The 13,303-nt window shown below is 61.1% G+C and carries 12 protein-coding genes; 9 read left to right on the top strand and 3 right to left on the bottom strand.

What is annotated here, in order from left to right; translation table 11 throughout:
* The first annotated feature begins 36 nt into the window (after nucleotides 1–36).
* The 3 genes from coaBC (at nucleotide 37) to dut (ending at nucleotide 2,822) form a co-directional block, all read left to right on the top strand.
* Nucleotides 37–1,251 carry a bifunctional phosphopantothenoylcysteine decarboxylase/phosphopantothenate--cysteine ligase CoaBC gene (gene coaBC / locus GGD40_RS16735; protein ID WP_179744292.1) on the top strand — a complete coding sequence of 405 codons (1,215 nt, stop codon included), beginning with the start codon at nucleotides 37–39 and terminating at the stop codon, nucleotides 1,249–1,251.
* Nucleotides 1,252–1,335: 84 nt separating this feature from the next.
* Nucleotides 1,336–2,340, top strand: coding sequence for an LLM class flavin-dependent oxidoreductase (locus GGD40_RS16730; protein ID WP_179744291.1), 1,005 nt, complete (start codon nucleotides 1,336–1,338; stop codon nucleotides 2,338–2,340).
* Nucleotides 2,341–2,375: 35 nt separating this feature from the next.
* Entirely contained in the window at nucleotides 2,376–2,822 is a 447-nt protein-coding gene (gene dut, locus GGD40_RS16725) for a dUTP diphosphatase (RefSeq protein ID WP_035548097.1), read from the top strand.
* A gap of 112 nt (nucleotides 2,823–2,934) precedes the next feature.
* Here the strand turns inward: dut and clpA are convergent, their stop codons facing one another.
* On the bottom strand, nucleotides 2,935–5,232 hold the full coding sequence (clpA, locus tag GGD40_RS16720) for an ATP-dependent Clp protease ATP-binding subunit ClpA (RefSeq protein ID WP_179703254.1): 2,298 nt from the start codon (nucleotides 5,230–5,232) through the stop codon (nucleotides 2,935–2,937).
* Nucleotides 5,229–5,543, bottom strand: coding sequence for an ATP-dependent Clp protease adapter ClpS (gene clpS / locus GGD40_RS16715; RefSeq protein WP_012434130.1), 315 nt, complete (start codon nucleotides 5,541–5,543; stop codon nucleotides 5,229–5,231). Before clpS ends, clpA begins: the two co-directional genes overlap by 4 nt.
* Before the next feature lie 547 nt (nucleotides 5,544–6,090).
* Between clpS and GGD40_RS16710 the strand changes: the two genes are divergently transcribed.
* Nucleotides 6,091–6,297 (top strand): cold-shock protein, encoded by a 207-nt coding sequence (locus GGD40_RS16710; protein WP_179703253.1) that lies wholly within the window; start codon nucleotides 6,091–6,093, stop codon nucleotides 6,295–6,297.
* A 238-nt stretch (nucleotides 6,298–6,535) separates the two neighbouring features.
* On the opposite strand, the gene icd is transcribed toward GGD40_RS16710, so the two are convergent.
* Complete coding sequence (gene icd, locus GGD40_RS16705) at nucleotides 6,536–7,792, bottom strand: NADP-dependent isocitrate dehydrogenase (RefSeq protein ID WP_035548103.1); 1,257 nt, start codon at nucleotides 7,790–7,792, stop codon at nucleotides 6,536–6,538.
* Nucleotides 7,793–8,163: 371 nt separating this feature from the next.
* Between icd and GGD40_RS16700 the strand changes: the two genes are divergently transcribed.
* The 5 genes from GGD40_RS16700 (at nucleotide 8,164) to GGD40_RS16680 (ending at nucleotide 13,214) form a co-directional block, all read left to right on the top strand.
* Nucleotides 8,164–8,733 carry a pseudouridine synthase gene (locus GGD40_RS16700; protein ID WP_179744290.1) on the top strand — a complete coding sequence of 190 codons (570 nt, stop codon included), beginning with the start codon at nucleotides 8,164–8,166 and terminating at the stop codon, nucleotides 8,731–8,733.
* A gap of 459 nt (nucleotides 8,734–9,192) precedes the next feature.
* Complete coding sequence (locus tag GGD40_RS16695; RefSeq protein WP_179703250.1) at nucleotides 9,193–9,390, top strand: hypothetical protein; 198 nt, start codon at nucleotides 9,193–9,195, stop codon at nucleotides 9,388–9,390.
* 142 nt (nucleotides 9,391–9,532) lie between these two features.
* Complete coding sequence (locus GGD40_RS16690; protein ID WP_111929581.1) at nucleotides 9,533–10,039, top strand: DUF192 domain-containing protein; 507 nt, start codon at nucleotides 9,533–9,535, stop codon at nucleotides 10,037–10,039.
* A gap of 322 nt (nucleotides 10,040–10,361) precedes the next feature.
* The gene (gene fusA / locus GGD40_RS16685; protein ID WP_179744289.1) at nucleotides 10,362–12,467 is read left to right on the top strand and encodes an elongation factor G; all 2,106 of its coding nucleotides are present in this window, start codon (nucleotides 10,362–10,364) and stop codon (nucleotides 12,465–12,467) included.
* A gap of 231 nt (nucleotides 12,468–12,698) precedes the next feature.
* Nucleotides 12,699–13,214 (top strand): cupin domain-containing protein, encoded by a 516-nt coding sequence (locus GGD40_RS16680; protein ID WP_179703249.1) that lies wholly within the window; start codon nucleotides 12,699–12,701, stop codon nucleotides 13,212–13,214.
* The last annotated feature ends 89 nt before the right edge of the window (nucleotides 13,215–13,303 follow it).

Here is a 13,303-nt window from a genome sequence, read left to right as displayed (position 1 = left end):
CGCGCCGCCCGCCACCACGCTTTGTCGGAGGCTTCGTTGGCAACCGCAGAACTTGCAGGAAAACATCTCGTCCTCGGCATGACGGGCGGCATTGCCTGCTACAAGATCGCCGAACTCACGCGTCTGCTGACCAAGGCCGGTGCGACCGTGCAGGTCGTCATGACCGAAGCGGCCACACAGTTCATCACGCCCGTCACCATGCAGGCGCTCTCGGGCCGTCCGGTCTACACGAGCCAGTGGGACGCGCGTATGGCGAACAACATGGCGCACATCGATCTGTCGCGTGAAGCGGATGCGATCGTGATCGCGCCCGCCTCCACCGACTTCCTCGCCAAGCTCGCACACGGCATGGCCGACGACCTGCTGTCCACGCTGTGCGTGGCGCGCGATTGTCCGCTGCTGGTCGTACCGGCGATGAACCGGCAGATGTGGCAGAACCCGGCCACGCAGCGCAACGTCGCGCAACTGCGCGCGGACGGTGTGCAGGTGCTGGGCCCCGACTCCGGCCCCCAGGCGTGCGGCGAAATCGGCGACGGGCGCATGCTCGAAGCGGCCGCCACGTATGAAGCGATCGCCTCGTTTTTCTCGCCCAAGATTCTGGCCGGCCGGCGCGTGTTGCTGACTGCCGGACCGACCTTCGAACCGCTCGATCCGGTGCGCGGCATCACCAACCGGTCGAGCGGCAAGATGGGTTTCGCGCTGGCGCGCGCCGCGCAACAGGCCGGCGCCGAGGTGCATCTGGTGGCCGGCCCCGTCGCGCTGGAAACGCCGTGGGGCGTGTTCCGCGAAGACGTGCAAACCGCGCAGCAAATGCACGATGCGGTGATGCGCTCGGTCGCGGAGGCCGACATCTTTATCGGCGTGGCCGCCGTGGCCGACTGGCGCGCCGATCACGCCAGCGAGCACAAGATCAAGAAGACCGCCGAGCGCACACTGCCTACCTTCACGTTCATCGAGAATCCGGACATTCTGGCCACGGTTGCGAAGCTGCCGCATCCGCCGTTCGCGGTCGGCTTCGCGGCGGAAAGCGGCGACCTCGAAGTGCATGGCGAAGAAAAGCGCGCGCGCAAGAATGTGCCGCTGCTGATCGGCAATCTCGGCCCGCTGACTTTCGGTCTCGACGACAATGAAGTGATCCTGTTCGAAGCCAGCGGCGCCACCAAGCTGCCGCGCGCCGACAAGCAGACGCTCGCGCGCACGCTGATCGCGGAGATCGCGAAGCGCTTGGCCGATTCAAGTCTGATTCGCTGAACGCCGCTCGCGTTTGACCTCCCGGCAAGTTCGCCTTCAGGAGGTCAACGCGCAGCGACGTGATTCATCTGGAGCCGTGCCGACATGACGCTACTATCCGTGCTCGATCAAACGCCCGTGATCGCCGGGCACTCGGTGGCGGACGCAATCGCCGCCACCGTCGAACTCGCGCAACTCGCCGACGACCTCGGCTACACGCGCTACTGGTGCGCCGAACACCATGGCTTGCGCGGCGTATCGAATCCTTGCCCGGAAGTGGTGCTGGCGCGCCTCGGCAGTGTGACCAAGCGCATTCGCCTCGGCTCCGGCGGGGTGATGCTGCCTTACTACAGTCCGTTCAAAGTCGCCGAGCAATTCATGATGCTCGAGGCGCTGTTTCCAAATCGGATCGACCTCGGCGTAGGACGCGCGCCGGGCGGCGACATGCGCACCGCGCAAGCGGTCGCGGCCGGCGACTACAACCGCGGCGATATTTTCCCGCAGCAGGTCGCGGATCTGGTCGGGCTGATGCACGGCACGCTGCCCGACGATCACGTCGCACACGGCGTGCTGCTGCAGCCCCAGATCGAGACGCGCCCGCAACTGTGGATGCTCGGCTCGAGCGAATTCGGCGGCTTGCTCGCTGCGCAACTCGGCATTCGCTTCGCGTTCGCGCATTTCATCAACGCTCATTTCGGGCATCAGGTGGCGCTGGCCTATCGTGAGCGCTTCAAGGCCAGTCGGGAAGCGCAGCAGGCTTATCTCGCTGCGGCAGTTTTCGTGATCTGCGCGGACACCGAACAGGAAGCCGCCGATCTGGAAAAAGCCGTCGATCTGCGCCGCGTGCAAATGGCGTACGGCCTGAACGAACCCATTCCGTCGATCGAACAAGGCGTCGCGCAGGAGTACGGCGAGCGCGAGCAACTGGTGATCGCGCGGGAACGGCCGCGCAGCATTGTCGGTACGCCGGAGATCGTCACTGAACGCCTGCATGCGCTGCAGGAGCAGTTCCAGGCCGATGAGCTGATCGTGCTGACCGTGGCGGGCAGCTATCGCGCCCGCCGGCGCTCTTATGAACTCCTTGCCGATGCGTTCCAATTGGCGCATTGAGTCCTAACCTCTACTTTCCACCCTCTCCAACCTGCATGAAACTCGACCTCAAGATTCTCGATGCGCGCATGCGCGACCAACTCCCGGCCTACGCCACGACCGGCAGCGCCGGCCTCGATCTGCGCGCGTGCCTCGACGAACCGCTGACGCTCGAACCCGGCCAGACGGCGCTGGTGCCGACCGGGCTGGCGATTCACGTCGGCGATCCGGGTTATGCGGCGTTGATTTTGCCGCGCTCGGGCTTGGGACATAAGCACGGCATCGTGCTGGGCAATCTGGTCGGCCTGATCGATTCGGATTACCAAGGTCAGTTGATGATCTCGACGTGGAATCGCGGCGAGACCACGTTCGTGCTGAATCCGATGGAACGCCTCGCACAACTCGTGATCGTGCCGGTCGTGCAAGCCGAGTTCAATATCGTCGACGACTTCGAGACGAGCGATCGCGGTGCGGGTGGGTTCGGTAGCACGGGCAAGCATTGAGCGCGTAGTCGCCAACCGGCACCGAAACCGGGGCGCACATAAAAAAACGGCGCGGGTTAAAAACCCGCGCCGTTTTTTTTGCCTGGCTTAGCCGTGTAGTAACGCCTGAAACTTACTCGACTTCGACCGCTTCCGGATTCGGATTGCGCGGCGCCGGATGCTCGTCGAAGGTCAACTGCACCTTGTCTTCCGCATCGACGTCGACCGATACGCGGCCGCCGTTCATCAGCTTGCCGAACAGCAACTCGTCGGCCAGCGCACGACGGATCGTGTCCTGGATCAGACGCTGCATCGGCCGTGCGCCCATCAACGGATCGAAACCGTGCTTGGCGAGATGCGCGCGCAACGCGTCGGTGAAGAGCGCGTCGACCTTCTTCTCGTGCAACTGATCTTCCAGCTGCATCAGGAACTTGTCGACCACGCGCATGATGATTTCTTCATCGAGCGAACGGAAGCTGATCGTTGCGTCCAGACGGTTACGGAACTCCGGCGTGAACATGCGCTTGATGTCGACCATCTCGTCGCCGGTTTCCCGACGATTCGTGAAGCCGATCACCGACTTGCCCATTGCCTCGGCGCCCGCGTTCGTCGTCATGATGATGATGACGTTGCGGAAATCCGCCTTGCGGCCGTTGTTATCCGTCAGCGTGCCGTGGTCCATGACCTGCAGCAGCACGTTGTAGATGTCCGGATGCGCCTTCTCGATTTCGTCGAGCAGCAGCACGCAATGCGGCTTCTTCGTGACGGCTTCGGTCAGCAGACCGCCCTGATCGAAACCGACGTAGCCCGGCGGCGCGCCGATCAAGCGGCTGACCGCATGACGCTCCATGTATTCCGACATGTCGAAGCGAATCAGCTCGATGCCCAGCGTGAACGCCAGCTGCTTCGCCACTTCCGTCTTGCCGACGCCCGTGGGACCGGAGAACAGGAACGCGCCGATCGGCTTGTCCAGCTTGCCGAGACCCGCACGCGCCATCTTGATCGCGGCCGACAGCGCGTCGATAGCCGGGTCTTGCCCGAACACCACGCTCTTCAGATCGCGATCCAGCGTTTGCAGCTTGCTGCGATCGTCTTGCGACACGCTTTGCGGCGGGACGCGGGCGATCTTCGAGATGATCTCTTCGATCTCGTTCTTGCCGATGGTCTTCTTCTGCTTCGACTTCGGCAGGATGCGTTGCGCGGCGCCCGCTTCGTCGATCACGTCGATTGCCTTGTCCGGCAAGTGACGATCCGTGATGAAGCGTGCCGACAACTCAGCCGCCGCCGACAGCGCGCCCGACGAATACTTCACGCCGTGGTGCTCTTCGAAACGCGACTTCAGGCCACGCAGAATCGCTACCGTCTGCTCGACGGTCGGCTCGGTCACGTCGACCTTCTGGAAACGACGCGACAGTGCCGCGTCTTTTTCGAAGATGCCGCGATATTCGGTGAACGTGGTCGCGCCGATGCACTTGAGCGTGCCCGACGACAGCGCCGGCTTCAGCAGGTTCGACGCGTCCAGCGTGCCGCCCGATGCAGCGCCCGCGCCGATCAGCGTATGAATTTCGTCGATGAACAGAATCGCGTGCGGACGTTCCTTCAATTCCTTGAGGACCGTCTTCAGACGCTGTTCGAAGTCGCCACGATATTTGGTGCCGGCCAGCAGCGCGCCCATGTCGAGCGAGTACACCTGAGCATCCGCGAGGATGTCGGGCACTTCGCCGCGCGTAATTCGCCATGCAAGGCCTTCAGCGATCGCGGTCTTACCGACGCCCGCTTCACCAACCAGTAGCGGATTATTCTTGCGCCGGCGACACAGCACCTGCACCACACGCTCGACTTCCGACTCGCGCCCGATCAGCGGATCGATGCGGCCGTCTTTCGCCATCTGGTTCAGGTTCGCCGTGAACTGGGCGAGTGGTGTTTCCTTCTGCGCGGCGGCTTCGTCGGACTCGGCATTCGCGTCGCTCGCTTTCGCGGCGTCCGTGCTGCTCGTCTTGGCGATGCCGTGCGAGATGAAATTGACCACGTCCAGACGCGTCACGCCCTGCTGTTGCAGGTAGTACACCGCATGCGAATCCTTCTCGCCGAAGATCGCAACCAGCACGTTCGCGCCGGTTACTTCCTTCTTGCCGTTCGAGGTGGACTGTACATGCATGATCGCGCGCTGGATCACACGCTGGAAACCCAGCGTGGGCTGCGTGTCGACGTCGTCCGTGCCAGGCACGGTCGGCGTGTTGTCATGTATGAAGTTGCGCAGGTTCTGGCGCAGATCCTCGATATTGGCCGCGCATGCACGCAACACCTCCGCCGCTGTCGGATTGTCCAACAGTGCCAGCAAAAGATGTTCGACCGTTATGAACTCGTGCCGCGCCTGGCGTGCTTCCATGAACGCCATGTGCAGGCTGACTTCCAGTTCCTGGGCAATCATGCTTCCTCCATCACACACTGCAGCGGATGCCCGGCCTGCCGTGCGTGGGTAACGACTTGCTCGACTTTGGTCGACGCGATGTCCCGCGTATAGACCCCACAAACTCCCCTGCCTTCGCGATGCACCTTCAACATAACCTGTGTTGCGGTTTCACGATCTTTATTGAAGTATTCCTGCACGACCATCACGACAAATTCCATTGGCGTGAAGTCATCATTCAGCAGCACCACTTTGTACATGGACGGCGGCTTGAGTTTCTTCTCCTGCCGCTCCAGTACGGTGCCGTCCTGCTTGTCCGGGATAATCGCCATACACCCATTCTAAACAACTAGGACAGGCCCGCAATCCTGTCAAAACCCGGCCGACCGGCCGGTGAGCCCGTTCGCCACCGCCTGATGAGTAACTACCCGCCATGCGTGCGCCATTCGACGAGCCGTTTGCGGAGCCGGCCCCTATCCTGATGCTTCGCGGCCTTGCTGCACCGCAGTCGGATCGAGTATCGCACAACCTGCCGGAGCTGGCTGGAAGGCTCGCCCCGTGCCAATCGGCGGCGGGCGACCCGCAGAACAGCATGTGAGTCGATTATGCGACTTTTCAAGACAGCCCGCTTGCGCAACCGCACATAACGAAAGCGGGAAAAACCCTGGAAAGCGCCTGTTTGCAACGCCTCAGCTAGCGTCTCAAAATTTTCTTGACACTCGAATAAAGAGCCTCAACAATCAAGCTGGCACTTTTTTCACTGAGCCATAAATCGAAAAAATGCCGATGGTGAGCTTGTGAGGAGGGAGCGGCTGCTCGCGCGGTCGTCGAGCTTTTCGAGGGCTCGTGGTAGTGACATGAGTTACAGGGGAAGTTGGAATGGCAAACGGTACGGTCAAATGGTTCAATGACGCAAAAGGTTTCGGATTCATCACGCCTGACGAAGGTGGTGAGGATCTGTTTGCACACTTCTCGGCCATCCAGATGAATGGATTCAAAACCCTCAAGGAAGGCCAAAAGGTGACCTTCGAGGTCGTGCAAGGCCCGAAAGGCAAACAGGCATCGAACATCCAGGCACCTGCCTGATACGGTTCGTTACCCGTCCTTTGAAACCCGGCTTCGTGCCGGGTTTCTTTTTTTGGGGCCGACGCACGAGTCGCGGGCATCCCAATTATCGGACGACTGATCGCTTTGATGCGCGCTGCATCTTTAGAGTCCGCCCTCTCGCCCCGCCGCTCCCCGAAAAACAAAAACCCCGACGGCACATCGTGCCCATCGGGGTTTGCCGGACCGCTGCGGAACGCGCGAGGCGCTCCCACCGCGCTTACATATTCTCGATCAGCACCTGACCGAAACCCGAACACGACACCTGCGTCGCGCCTTCCATCAAGCGCGCGAAGTCGTAGGTGACGCGTTTTTGCAGAATGGATTTTTCCATCGACTTGATGATCAGTTCCGCCGCCTCGAACCAGCCGAGGTGGCGCAACATCATTTCTGCCGAGAGAATTTCCGAACCCGGATTCACGTAGTCCTTGCCCGCGTACTTCGGCGCGGTGCCGTGCGTGGCTTCGAACATCGCGACCGAATCCGACATATTCGCGCCCGGCGCGATACCGATCCCGCCGACTTGCGCGGCCAACGCATCCGACACGTAGTCGCCGTTCAGATTCAGCGTGGCGATCACGTCGTATTCGGCTGGACGCAACAGGATCTGCTGCAGGAACGCATCCGCGATCACATCTTTAACGACGATATCGCTACCCGTCTTCGGATTCTTGATCTTCATCCACGGGCCGCCGTCGATCAGTTCCGCGGCGAACTCTTTCTGCGCCAGTCCATAACCGTAGTCGCGGAACGCGCCTTCGGTGAACTTCATGATGTTGCCCTTGTGCACCAGCGTGACCGAGCGGCGGTCGTTGTCGAGCGCGTACTGGATTGCCTTGCGCACCAGGCGCTCGGTGCCTTCGCGCGACACCGGCTTGATACCGATCCCCGACGTGTTCGGGAAGCGGATCTTCTTCACGCCCATCTCTTCCTGCAGGAACTTGATGACCTTCTTCGCCTGCTCCGACTCGGCGGCCCACTCGATACCGGCGTAGATGTCTTCCGAGTTCTCGCGGAAGATCACCATGTTGGTCTTCTCAGGCTCGCGCACCGGCGAAGGCACGCCCTTGAAATACTGCACCGGCCGCAGGCACACATACAGATCCAGCTCCTGACGCAACGCGACGTTCAGCGAACGGATGCCGCCGCCGACCGGCGTGGTGAGCGGCCCCTTGATCGACACGACGTATTCCTTGAGCACCTGCAGCGTTTCTTCCGGCAGCCACACGTCCGGACCGTACACCTTGGTCGACTTCTCGCCGGCATAGATTTCCATCCAGTGGATTTTCTTCTTGCCTGCGTACGCTTTTTCTACCGCGGCATCCACCACCTTGATCATCACCGGCGTGATGTCGAGACCCGTGCCGTCGCCTTCGATAAACGGAATGATCGGCTGGTCGGAAACGTTGAGCGAGAAATCGGCGTTGACGGTGATTTTGTCACCGTCGGTGGGGACCTTGATGTGCTGATACGGCATGATCGGACTCCAGTGAAGGCTAGGCTGAAAGCTGATGGGAGACTGCGAAAATGGGCGCTTCCTCGCTACGCGCAATGCCGGACGCCTGCAAGCGGCCTGGCCGTTATTCTAGCCCACGCAGCCGGCGCAACACGGCCGCTGCGGCTCGGGGTTTTCCAACATGACGGCACGTTGTTGGTATGTTCGCGGCACGCTAATCGGCGAGGCATAGGTCTTATGTCTTATATAAGACAAGAGGCTTAGCGCCGCGCATTATGCATTATCATCCCGCCATTGACTATCCGGCCAAACGCCCTGCCAGGCTTAAGCGGCACGGCCCGCCGCCCCACTCGCGCCGCGTGACTCAGCGTGACTTTTATCCTGCCCCCTCCATGCGTCTGCTCGCTCTGAACAAACCGTTCGGCACCATCTGCCAGTTTTCCCCTCACGAGACGCGCGCGTCGCTGGCCGACTGGGTCAAGGTGCCGGGCGTCTATCCGGCGGGCCGGCTCGATTCCGATAGCGAAGGCCTGCTGCTCCTCACCGACGACGGCGCATTGCAAGCCCACATCGCCGAACCGCGTCACAAGCTCGTCAAACGTTATTGGGCGCAAGTGGAAGGCGCGGTGGACCCCGCCACGTTGAAGAAGCTCGCGCGCGGCGTCGACCTCGGCGACTACGTGACGCAGCCCTGCCGCGCCGACTACGTGGAACCGACCGACACACTGTGGACCCGCACGCCGCCGATCCGCTATCGCGCCGCGATCCCCACCACGTGGATCGAGTTGTCGATCACCGAAGGCAAGAACCGCCAGGTGCGCCGCATGACGGCCGCGGTCGGATTCCCGACACTGCGTCTCGTGCGCGTGGGCATCGGCGCGCTCGACATTCTTTCACTCGGACTCCAACCGGGGCAAAGCGTCGAATTGCCGCTGAAGGCGCCATGGGAAGGTGTCGCCTGACGCATCGAACGCGGACATCGAACGCAGGCATCGAATCCGCGCATCGAGCCTGACTCACACGCTGTGGATAAGAAGACTAACTCGTTGTATCCGCAAACAAATAATCGCGTGAAACCGTCATTAAAAAAGCGTGAAACAAGTGAGCTCGCAACACGCTCGCGCTAATCTATTTGCTTCAGCTTAACGGCCTATAAATTTTTCAGAAAAATTACGTCAACCGCACTGTGAGCTCACGCGTTATTCGACGCAGATGCCGCCCGAAGCTATCCGGCATTCAGCCTTAAGGGCCTTTGCACAAGCCGCTCACGCGGACGACGCGGGGAGTCTGAGCGCTAAACAGACGCGTCGAAAAATTTGTTCGATGCGCTGTCAACCGAAAGGTGGATGGCACGTTTACCGACATGACTCTACATATAACCGGGTCATTTGGTTAATTTACTAAAGCTGAGGATTCACAAAATGAACAAACTGATCGCCGCTCTGGTCGCTGGCCTCTTCGCAACGGCAGCATTCGCACAAGCTTCGGCACCGGTGGCAGCTTCGGCAGCTCCGGCAGCAGCTGCTTCGTCGGCAAAGAAGACCACGAAGAAAGCAACGCACAAGAAGTCGCACAAGAAGGCAGCTGCTGCAGCAGCAGCTTCGGGCGCTTCGGAGTAAGTTTGTAAAAACGCAGTCAAGAACTAGCTTCATTGCCGTTCTTACGGCGTTGAAAGGCAGATCACCGCAAGGCGATCTGCCTTTTTGTTTTTGACGCGCTCGCGTAACATTCGCGGGTTAAATTCCAGCAAGGAGTCATGCCGTGCGATTTCCCATGCGCTCGTTGATTGCGCGCTTCGCTGTTGCCGTTGCACTGCCGCTCGCCGCGCTTTCGTTCGCCGCCAGCACCGCCGCCCCGGCTCACGCGCAGGACATGCCGCCCGGTGCGAAGCAGCCCAGCGAATTTCCGCGCGCCAAGCTGACCGCCGGCATGTTCGTGATTGACGCGGCGGTCGCCTCGAATGACGCGGACCGTGAGCAAGGTTTGATGTATCGCACGACCCTCGCGCCGAACGAAGGCATGTTGTTCGTCTTCAACGAACGAGCCGTGCATTGCTTCTGGATGAAGAACACGTTGATCCCGTTGTCGATCGCGTTCATGCGCGCCGACGGCACGGTCACCGACATCGACGAAATGCAGGCCGAGACCACCGACAATCACTGCCCGAAGAACAACGGCATGTACGCGTTGGAAATGAGCAAAGGCTGGTTCACATCGAAGGGCATCAAGCCGGGGATGAAGATCCAGGGTTTGCCGGCCGCGCAATAAGCCACCGGATCGATCACATCGATTACCTCGATCGCGGTGGTTAGCGCCGCCGGTCGATCCCACCGCTTTCGAAAAAGCCGGTGCCTGCAAAACAGGCACCGGCTTTTTTATTGGCCGCGTGTCCCCATATCGTAGCCACGCGTTTGGACAGCAACCGCCGGAACCCCGCCGGCAAGGCCGTTGACCTGCCTGGCAAGATTCCTGCAAAAGCCGGGCCGACGCGCTATCCTAGTAATCTTAGTAAAGCAGCACCCAGCTTGCCGGGTAGCACAAGACTGCCCCCCGGCAAGTGTTTCTGGCGCGCCATTCCAAGGAGGTTCACGTGCCCCGCAAGACTCCCATCGAGCGCTACCGGAATATCGGCATCAGCGCTCACATCGACGCCGGCAAAACCACCACCACTGAACGCATCCTGTTCTACACAGGCGTGACCCACAAGATCGGCGAGGTTCACGACGGTGCGGCAACGATGGACTGGATGGAACAGGAGCAGGAGCGCGGCATCACCATCACGTCGGCGGCGACCACCGCTTTCTGGAAGGGCATGGCCGGCAACTACCCTGAGCATCGGATCAACATCATCGACACGCCGGGACACGTCGACTTCACGATTGAAGTCGAGCGCTCCATGCGTGTGCTCGACGGCGCCTGCATGGTGTACGACTCGGTCGGCGGCGTGCAGCCGCAATCCGAAACCGTCTGGCGTCAGGCGAACAAGTACAAGGTGCCGCGCATTGCGTTCGTCAACAAGATGGACCGCGTCGGCGCGGACTTCTTCCGCGTGCAGCGGCAGATCGGTGATCGCCTGAAGGGCGTCGCGGTGCCGCTTCAGATTCCGGTCGGCGCGGAAGATCACTTCCAGGGCGTGGTCGATCTGGTCAAGATGAAGGCGATCTACTGGGAAGAAGAGAACCAGGGCATCAAGTTCGAGTACCGCGATATCCCGGCGGAACTCGCGGACACCGCGAAGGAATGGCACGACAAGATGGTCGAGGCCGCGGCGGAAGCGAACGAGGAACTGCTCGAGAAATACCTCGGCGGCGAGACGCTGACCGAAGAGGAAATCAAGCACGGCATTCGCACCCGCTGTATCGCCAATGAAATCGTGCCGATGTTGTGCGGCAGCGCGTTCAAGAACAAGGGCGTGCAGGCCATGCTCGACGCGGTGATCGACTATCTGCCGTCGCCGGTCGACGTGCCCGCCATCAAGGGCCACGACGAATACGACAAGGAGATCGAGCGTCATCCGACCGACACCGATCCGTTCTCGGCGCTCGCCTTCAAGATCATGACCGACCCGTTCGTCGGCCAGCTGATTTTCTTCCGCGTCTATTCCGGCGTGGTGAATTCGGGCGACACGGTCTACAACGCGATCAAGGAAAAGAAGGAACGCCTTGGCCGGATCCTGCAGATGCACGCCAACGAGCGCAAGGAAATCAAAGAGGTTTACGCGGGCGACATCGCCGCGGCCGTCGGCCTGAAAGAAGCGACCACGGGCGACACGCTGTGCGATCCGAACCACGTGATCATCCTTGAAAAGATGATCTTCCCGGAGCCGGTGATTTCGCAGGCCGTCGAGCCGAAGACCAAGGTCGACCAGGAAAAGATGGGCATTGCGTTGAACCGTCTGGCGCAGGAAGACCCGTCGTTCCGCGTGCAGACCGACGAGGAATCCGGCCAGACGATCATCTCCGGGATGGGCGAGCTGCACCTGGAAATTCTGGTCGACCGGATGAAGCGCGAGTTCGGCGTCGAAGCCACGGTCGGCAAGCCGCAGGTCGCGTATCGCGAAACGGTGCGCAACAAGGTCGAAGACGTCGAAGGCAAGTTCGTCAAGCAGTCGGGCGGGCGCGGTCAGTACGGCCACGCGGTGGTGACGCTCGAACCGGCGGCGCAAGGCAAGGGCTACGAATTCGTCGACGCGATCAAGGGCGGCGTGATTCCGCGCGAGTACATTCCGGCGGTGGACAAGGGCATTCAGGAAACGCTGAAGGCCGGCGTGCTGGCGGGCTATCCGGTGGTCGACGTGAAGGTGACGCTGACTTTCGGTTCGTACCACGACGTCGACTCGAACGAAAACGCATTCCGTATGGCCGGTTCGATGGCCTTCAAGGAAGCCATGCGTAAAGCCAAACCGGTGCTGCTCGAACCAATGATGGCCGTCGAAGTGGAAACGCCCGAAGACTTCATGGGCAACGTGATGGGCGATCTGTCGAGCCGTCGCGGTCTGGTGCAAGGCATGGAAGACATCGCCGGTGGCGGCGGCAAGCTGGTGCGTGCCGAAGTGCCGCTCGCGGAGATGTTCGGTTACTCCACGTCGCTGCGCTCGGCCACGCAAGGTCGCGCCACGTACACGATGGAGTTCAAGCATTACGCCGAAACGCCGAACAACGTCGCCGAAGCGGTGATCAACGCGAAGCATAAGTAAGCGTTGCGTTAGCAGGCACGTCGTGCGCGTTATGTCGTGCCATGCACCAAGCGGGCAGTTCATAGACGAACGACTCGAACAAGCCCGTCCCAGGTGGACGGGCTTTTTTCATTCATGGACGCACGCACAGCCGCACATTCACCCGCCGGTTTCCGAACGTTTCCGAACGTGCAAAAATACAGGACGGCGCCATGCCGATCGGCGGGACCGACGCCCACGAGGAGACCCATCATGAGCCAGGATCACGAACATCCGCATTACAAGGCCGACCAGCCGGCGGCGCCGGTCGATTGGCGCGAGCACGGCGTGAAGGTCATCAAGGGCGATCAGCTCGACAGCAATACCGCACAGACGCCGGGCATGAATCGCGCGGCGGCGATCAACGCCGCGCGGGTCGGCGCGCAGAAAATCTGGGCCGGCACCGTGACGATTCATCCGAATGCGAAGACCGGCGCGCATCATCATGGCGCGCTCGAAAGCGTGATCTACGTGGTGCGCGGCCAGGCGCGCATGCGTTGGGGCGAACACCTCGAGTTCACCGCCGAAGCCGGTCCCGGCGACTTCATCTTCGTGCCGCCGTATGTGCCGCATCAGGAGATCAACGCGAGCACCGACGACCCGCTCGAATGCGTGCTGGTACGCAGCGACAACGAGGCGGTGGTGGTCAATCTGAACATCGACGCGGTGGAAGCGCCGGAAACCGTATTCTGGGTCGATCCGATTCACAAGCATCCCCACGATCATTGACTCGCGGCAGCCGTCGCCAAGCGGCTTCGCAGAACGTTGTGATGGCGATACACAGCGGCCCTTTTATCCGTCAATCCACAACCCGGCAG

Origin of the sequence: Paraburkholderia bryophila, assembly GCF_013409255.1 — a bacterium.
Classification (GTDB): Bacteria; Pseudomonadota; Gammaproteobacteria; order Burkholderiales; family Burkholderiaceae; genus Paraburkholderia.
The sequence above is the reverse complement of the archived record's forward strand: the minus strand, read 5'-3'. Positions and strand labels throughout refer to the sequence as shown.

Bases quoted from the DNA above. Each gene is read 5' to 3' on its own strand.
- GGD40_RS16730 (WP_179744291.1), top strand. From the start codon at position 1,336: ATGACGCTACTATCCGTGCTCGATCAAACGCCCGTGATCGCCGGGCAC.
- dut (WP_035548097.1), top strand. From the start codon at position 2,376: ATGAAACTCGACCTCAAGATTCTCGATGCGCGCATGCGCGACCAACTC.
- clpA (WP_179703254.1), bottom strand. From the start codon at position 5,232: ATGATTGCCCAGGAACTGGAAGTCAGCCTGCACATGGCGTTCATGGAA.
- clpS (WP_012434130.1), bottom strand. From the start codon at position 5,543: ATGGCGATTATCCCGGACAAGCAGGACGGCACCGTACTGGAGCGGCAG.
- GGD40_RS16710 (WP_179703253.1), top strand. From the start codon at position 6,091: ATGGCAAACGGTACGGTCAAATGGTTCAATGACGCAAAAGGTTTCGGA.
- icd (WP_035548103.1), bottom strand. From the start codon at position 7,792: ATGCCGTATCAGCACATCAAGGTCCCCACCGACGGTGACAAAATCACC.
- GGD40_RS16700 (WP_179744290.1), top strand. From the start codon at position 8,164: ATGCGTCTGCTCGCTCTGAACAAACCGTTCGGCACCATCTGCCAGTTT.
- GGD40_RS16695 (WP_179703250.1), top strand. From the start codon at position 9,193: ATGAACAAACTGATCGCCGCTCTGGTCGCTGGCCTCTTCGCAACGGCA.
- GGD40_RS16680 (WP_179703249.1), top strand. From the start codon at position 12,699: ATGAGCCAGGATCACGAACATCCGCATTACAAGGCCGACCAGCCGGCG.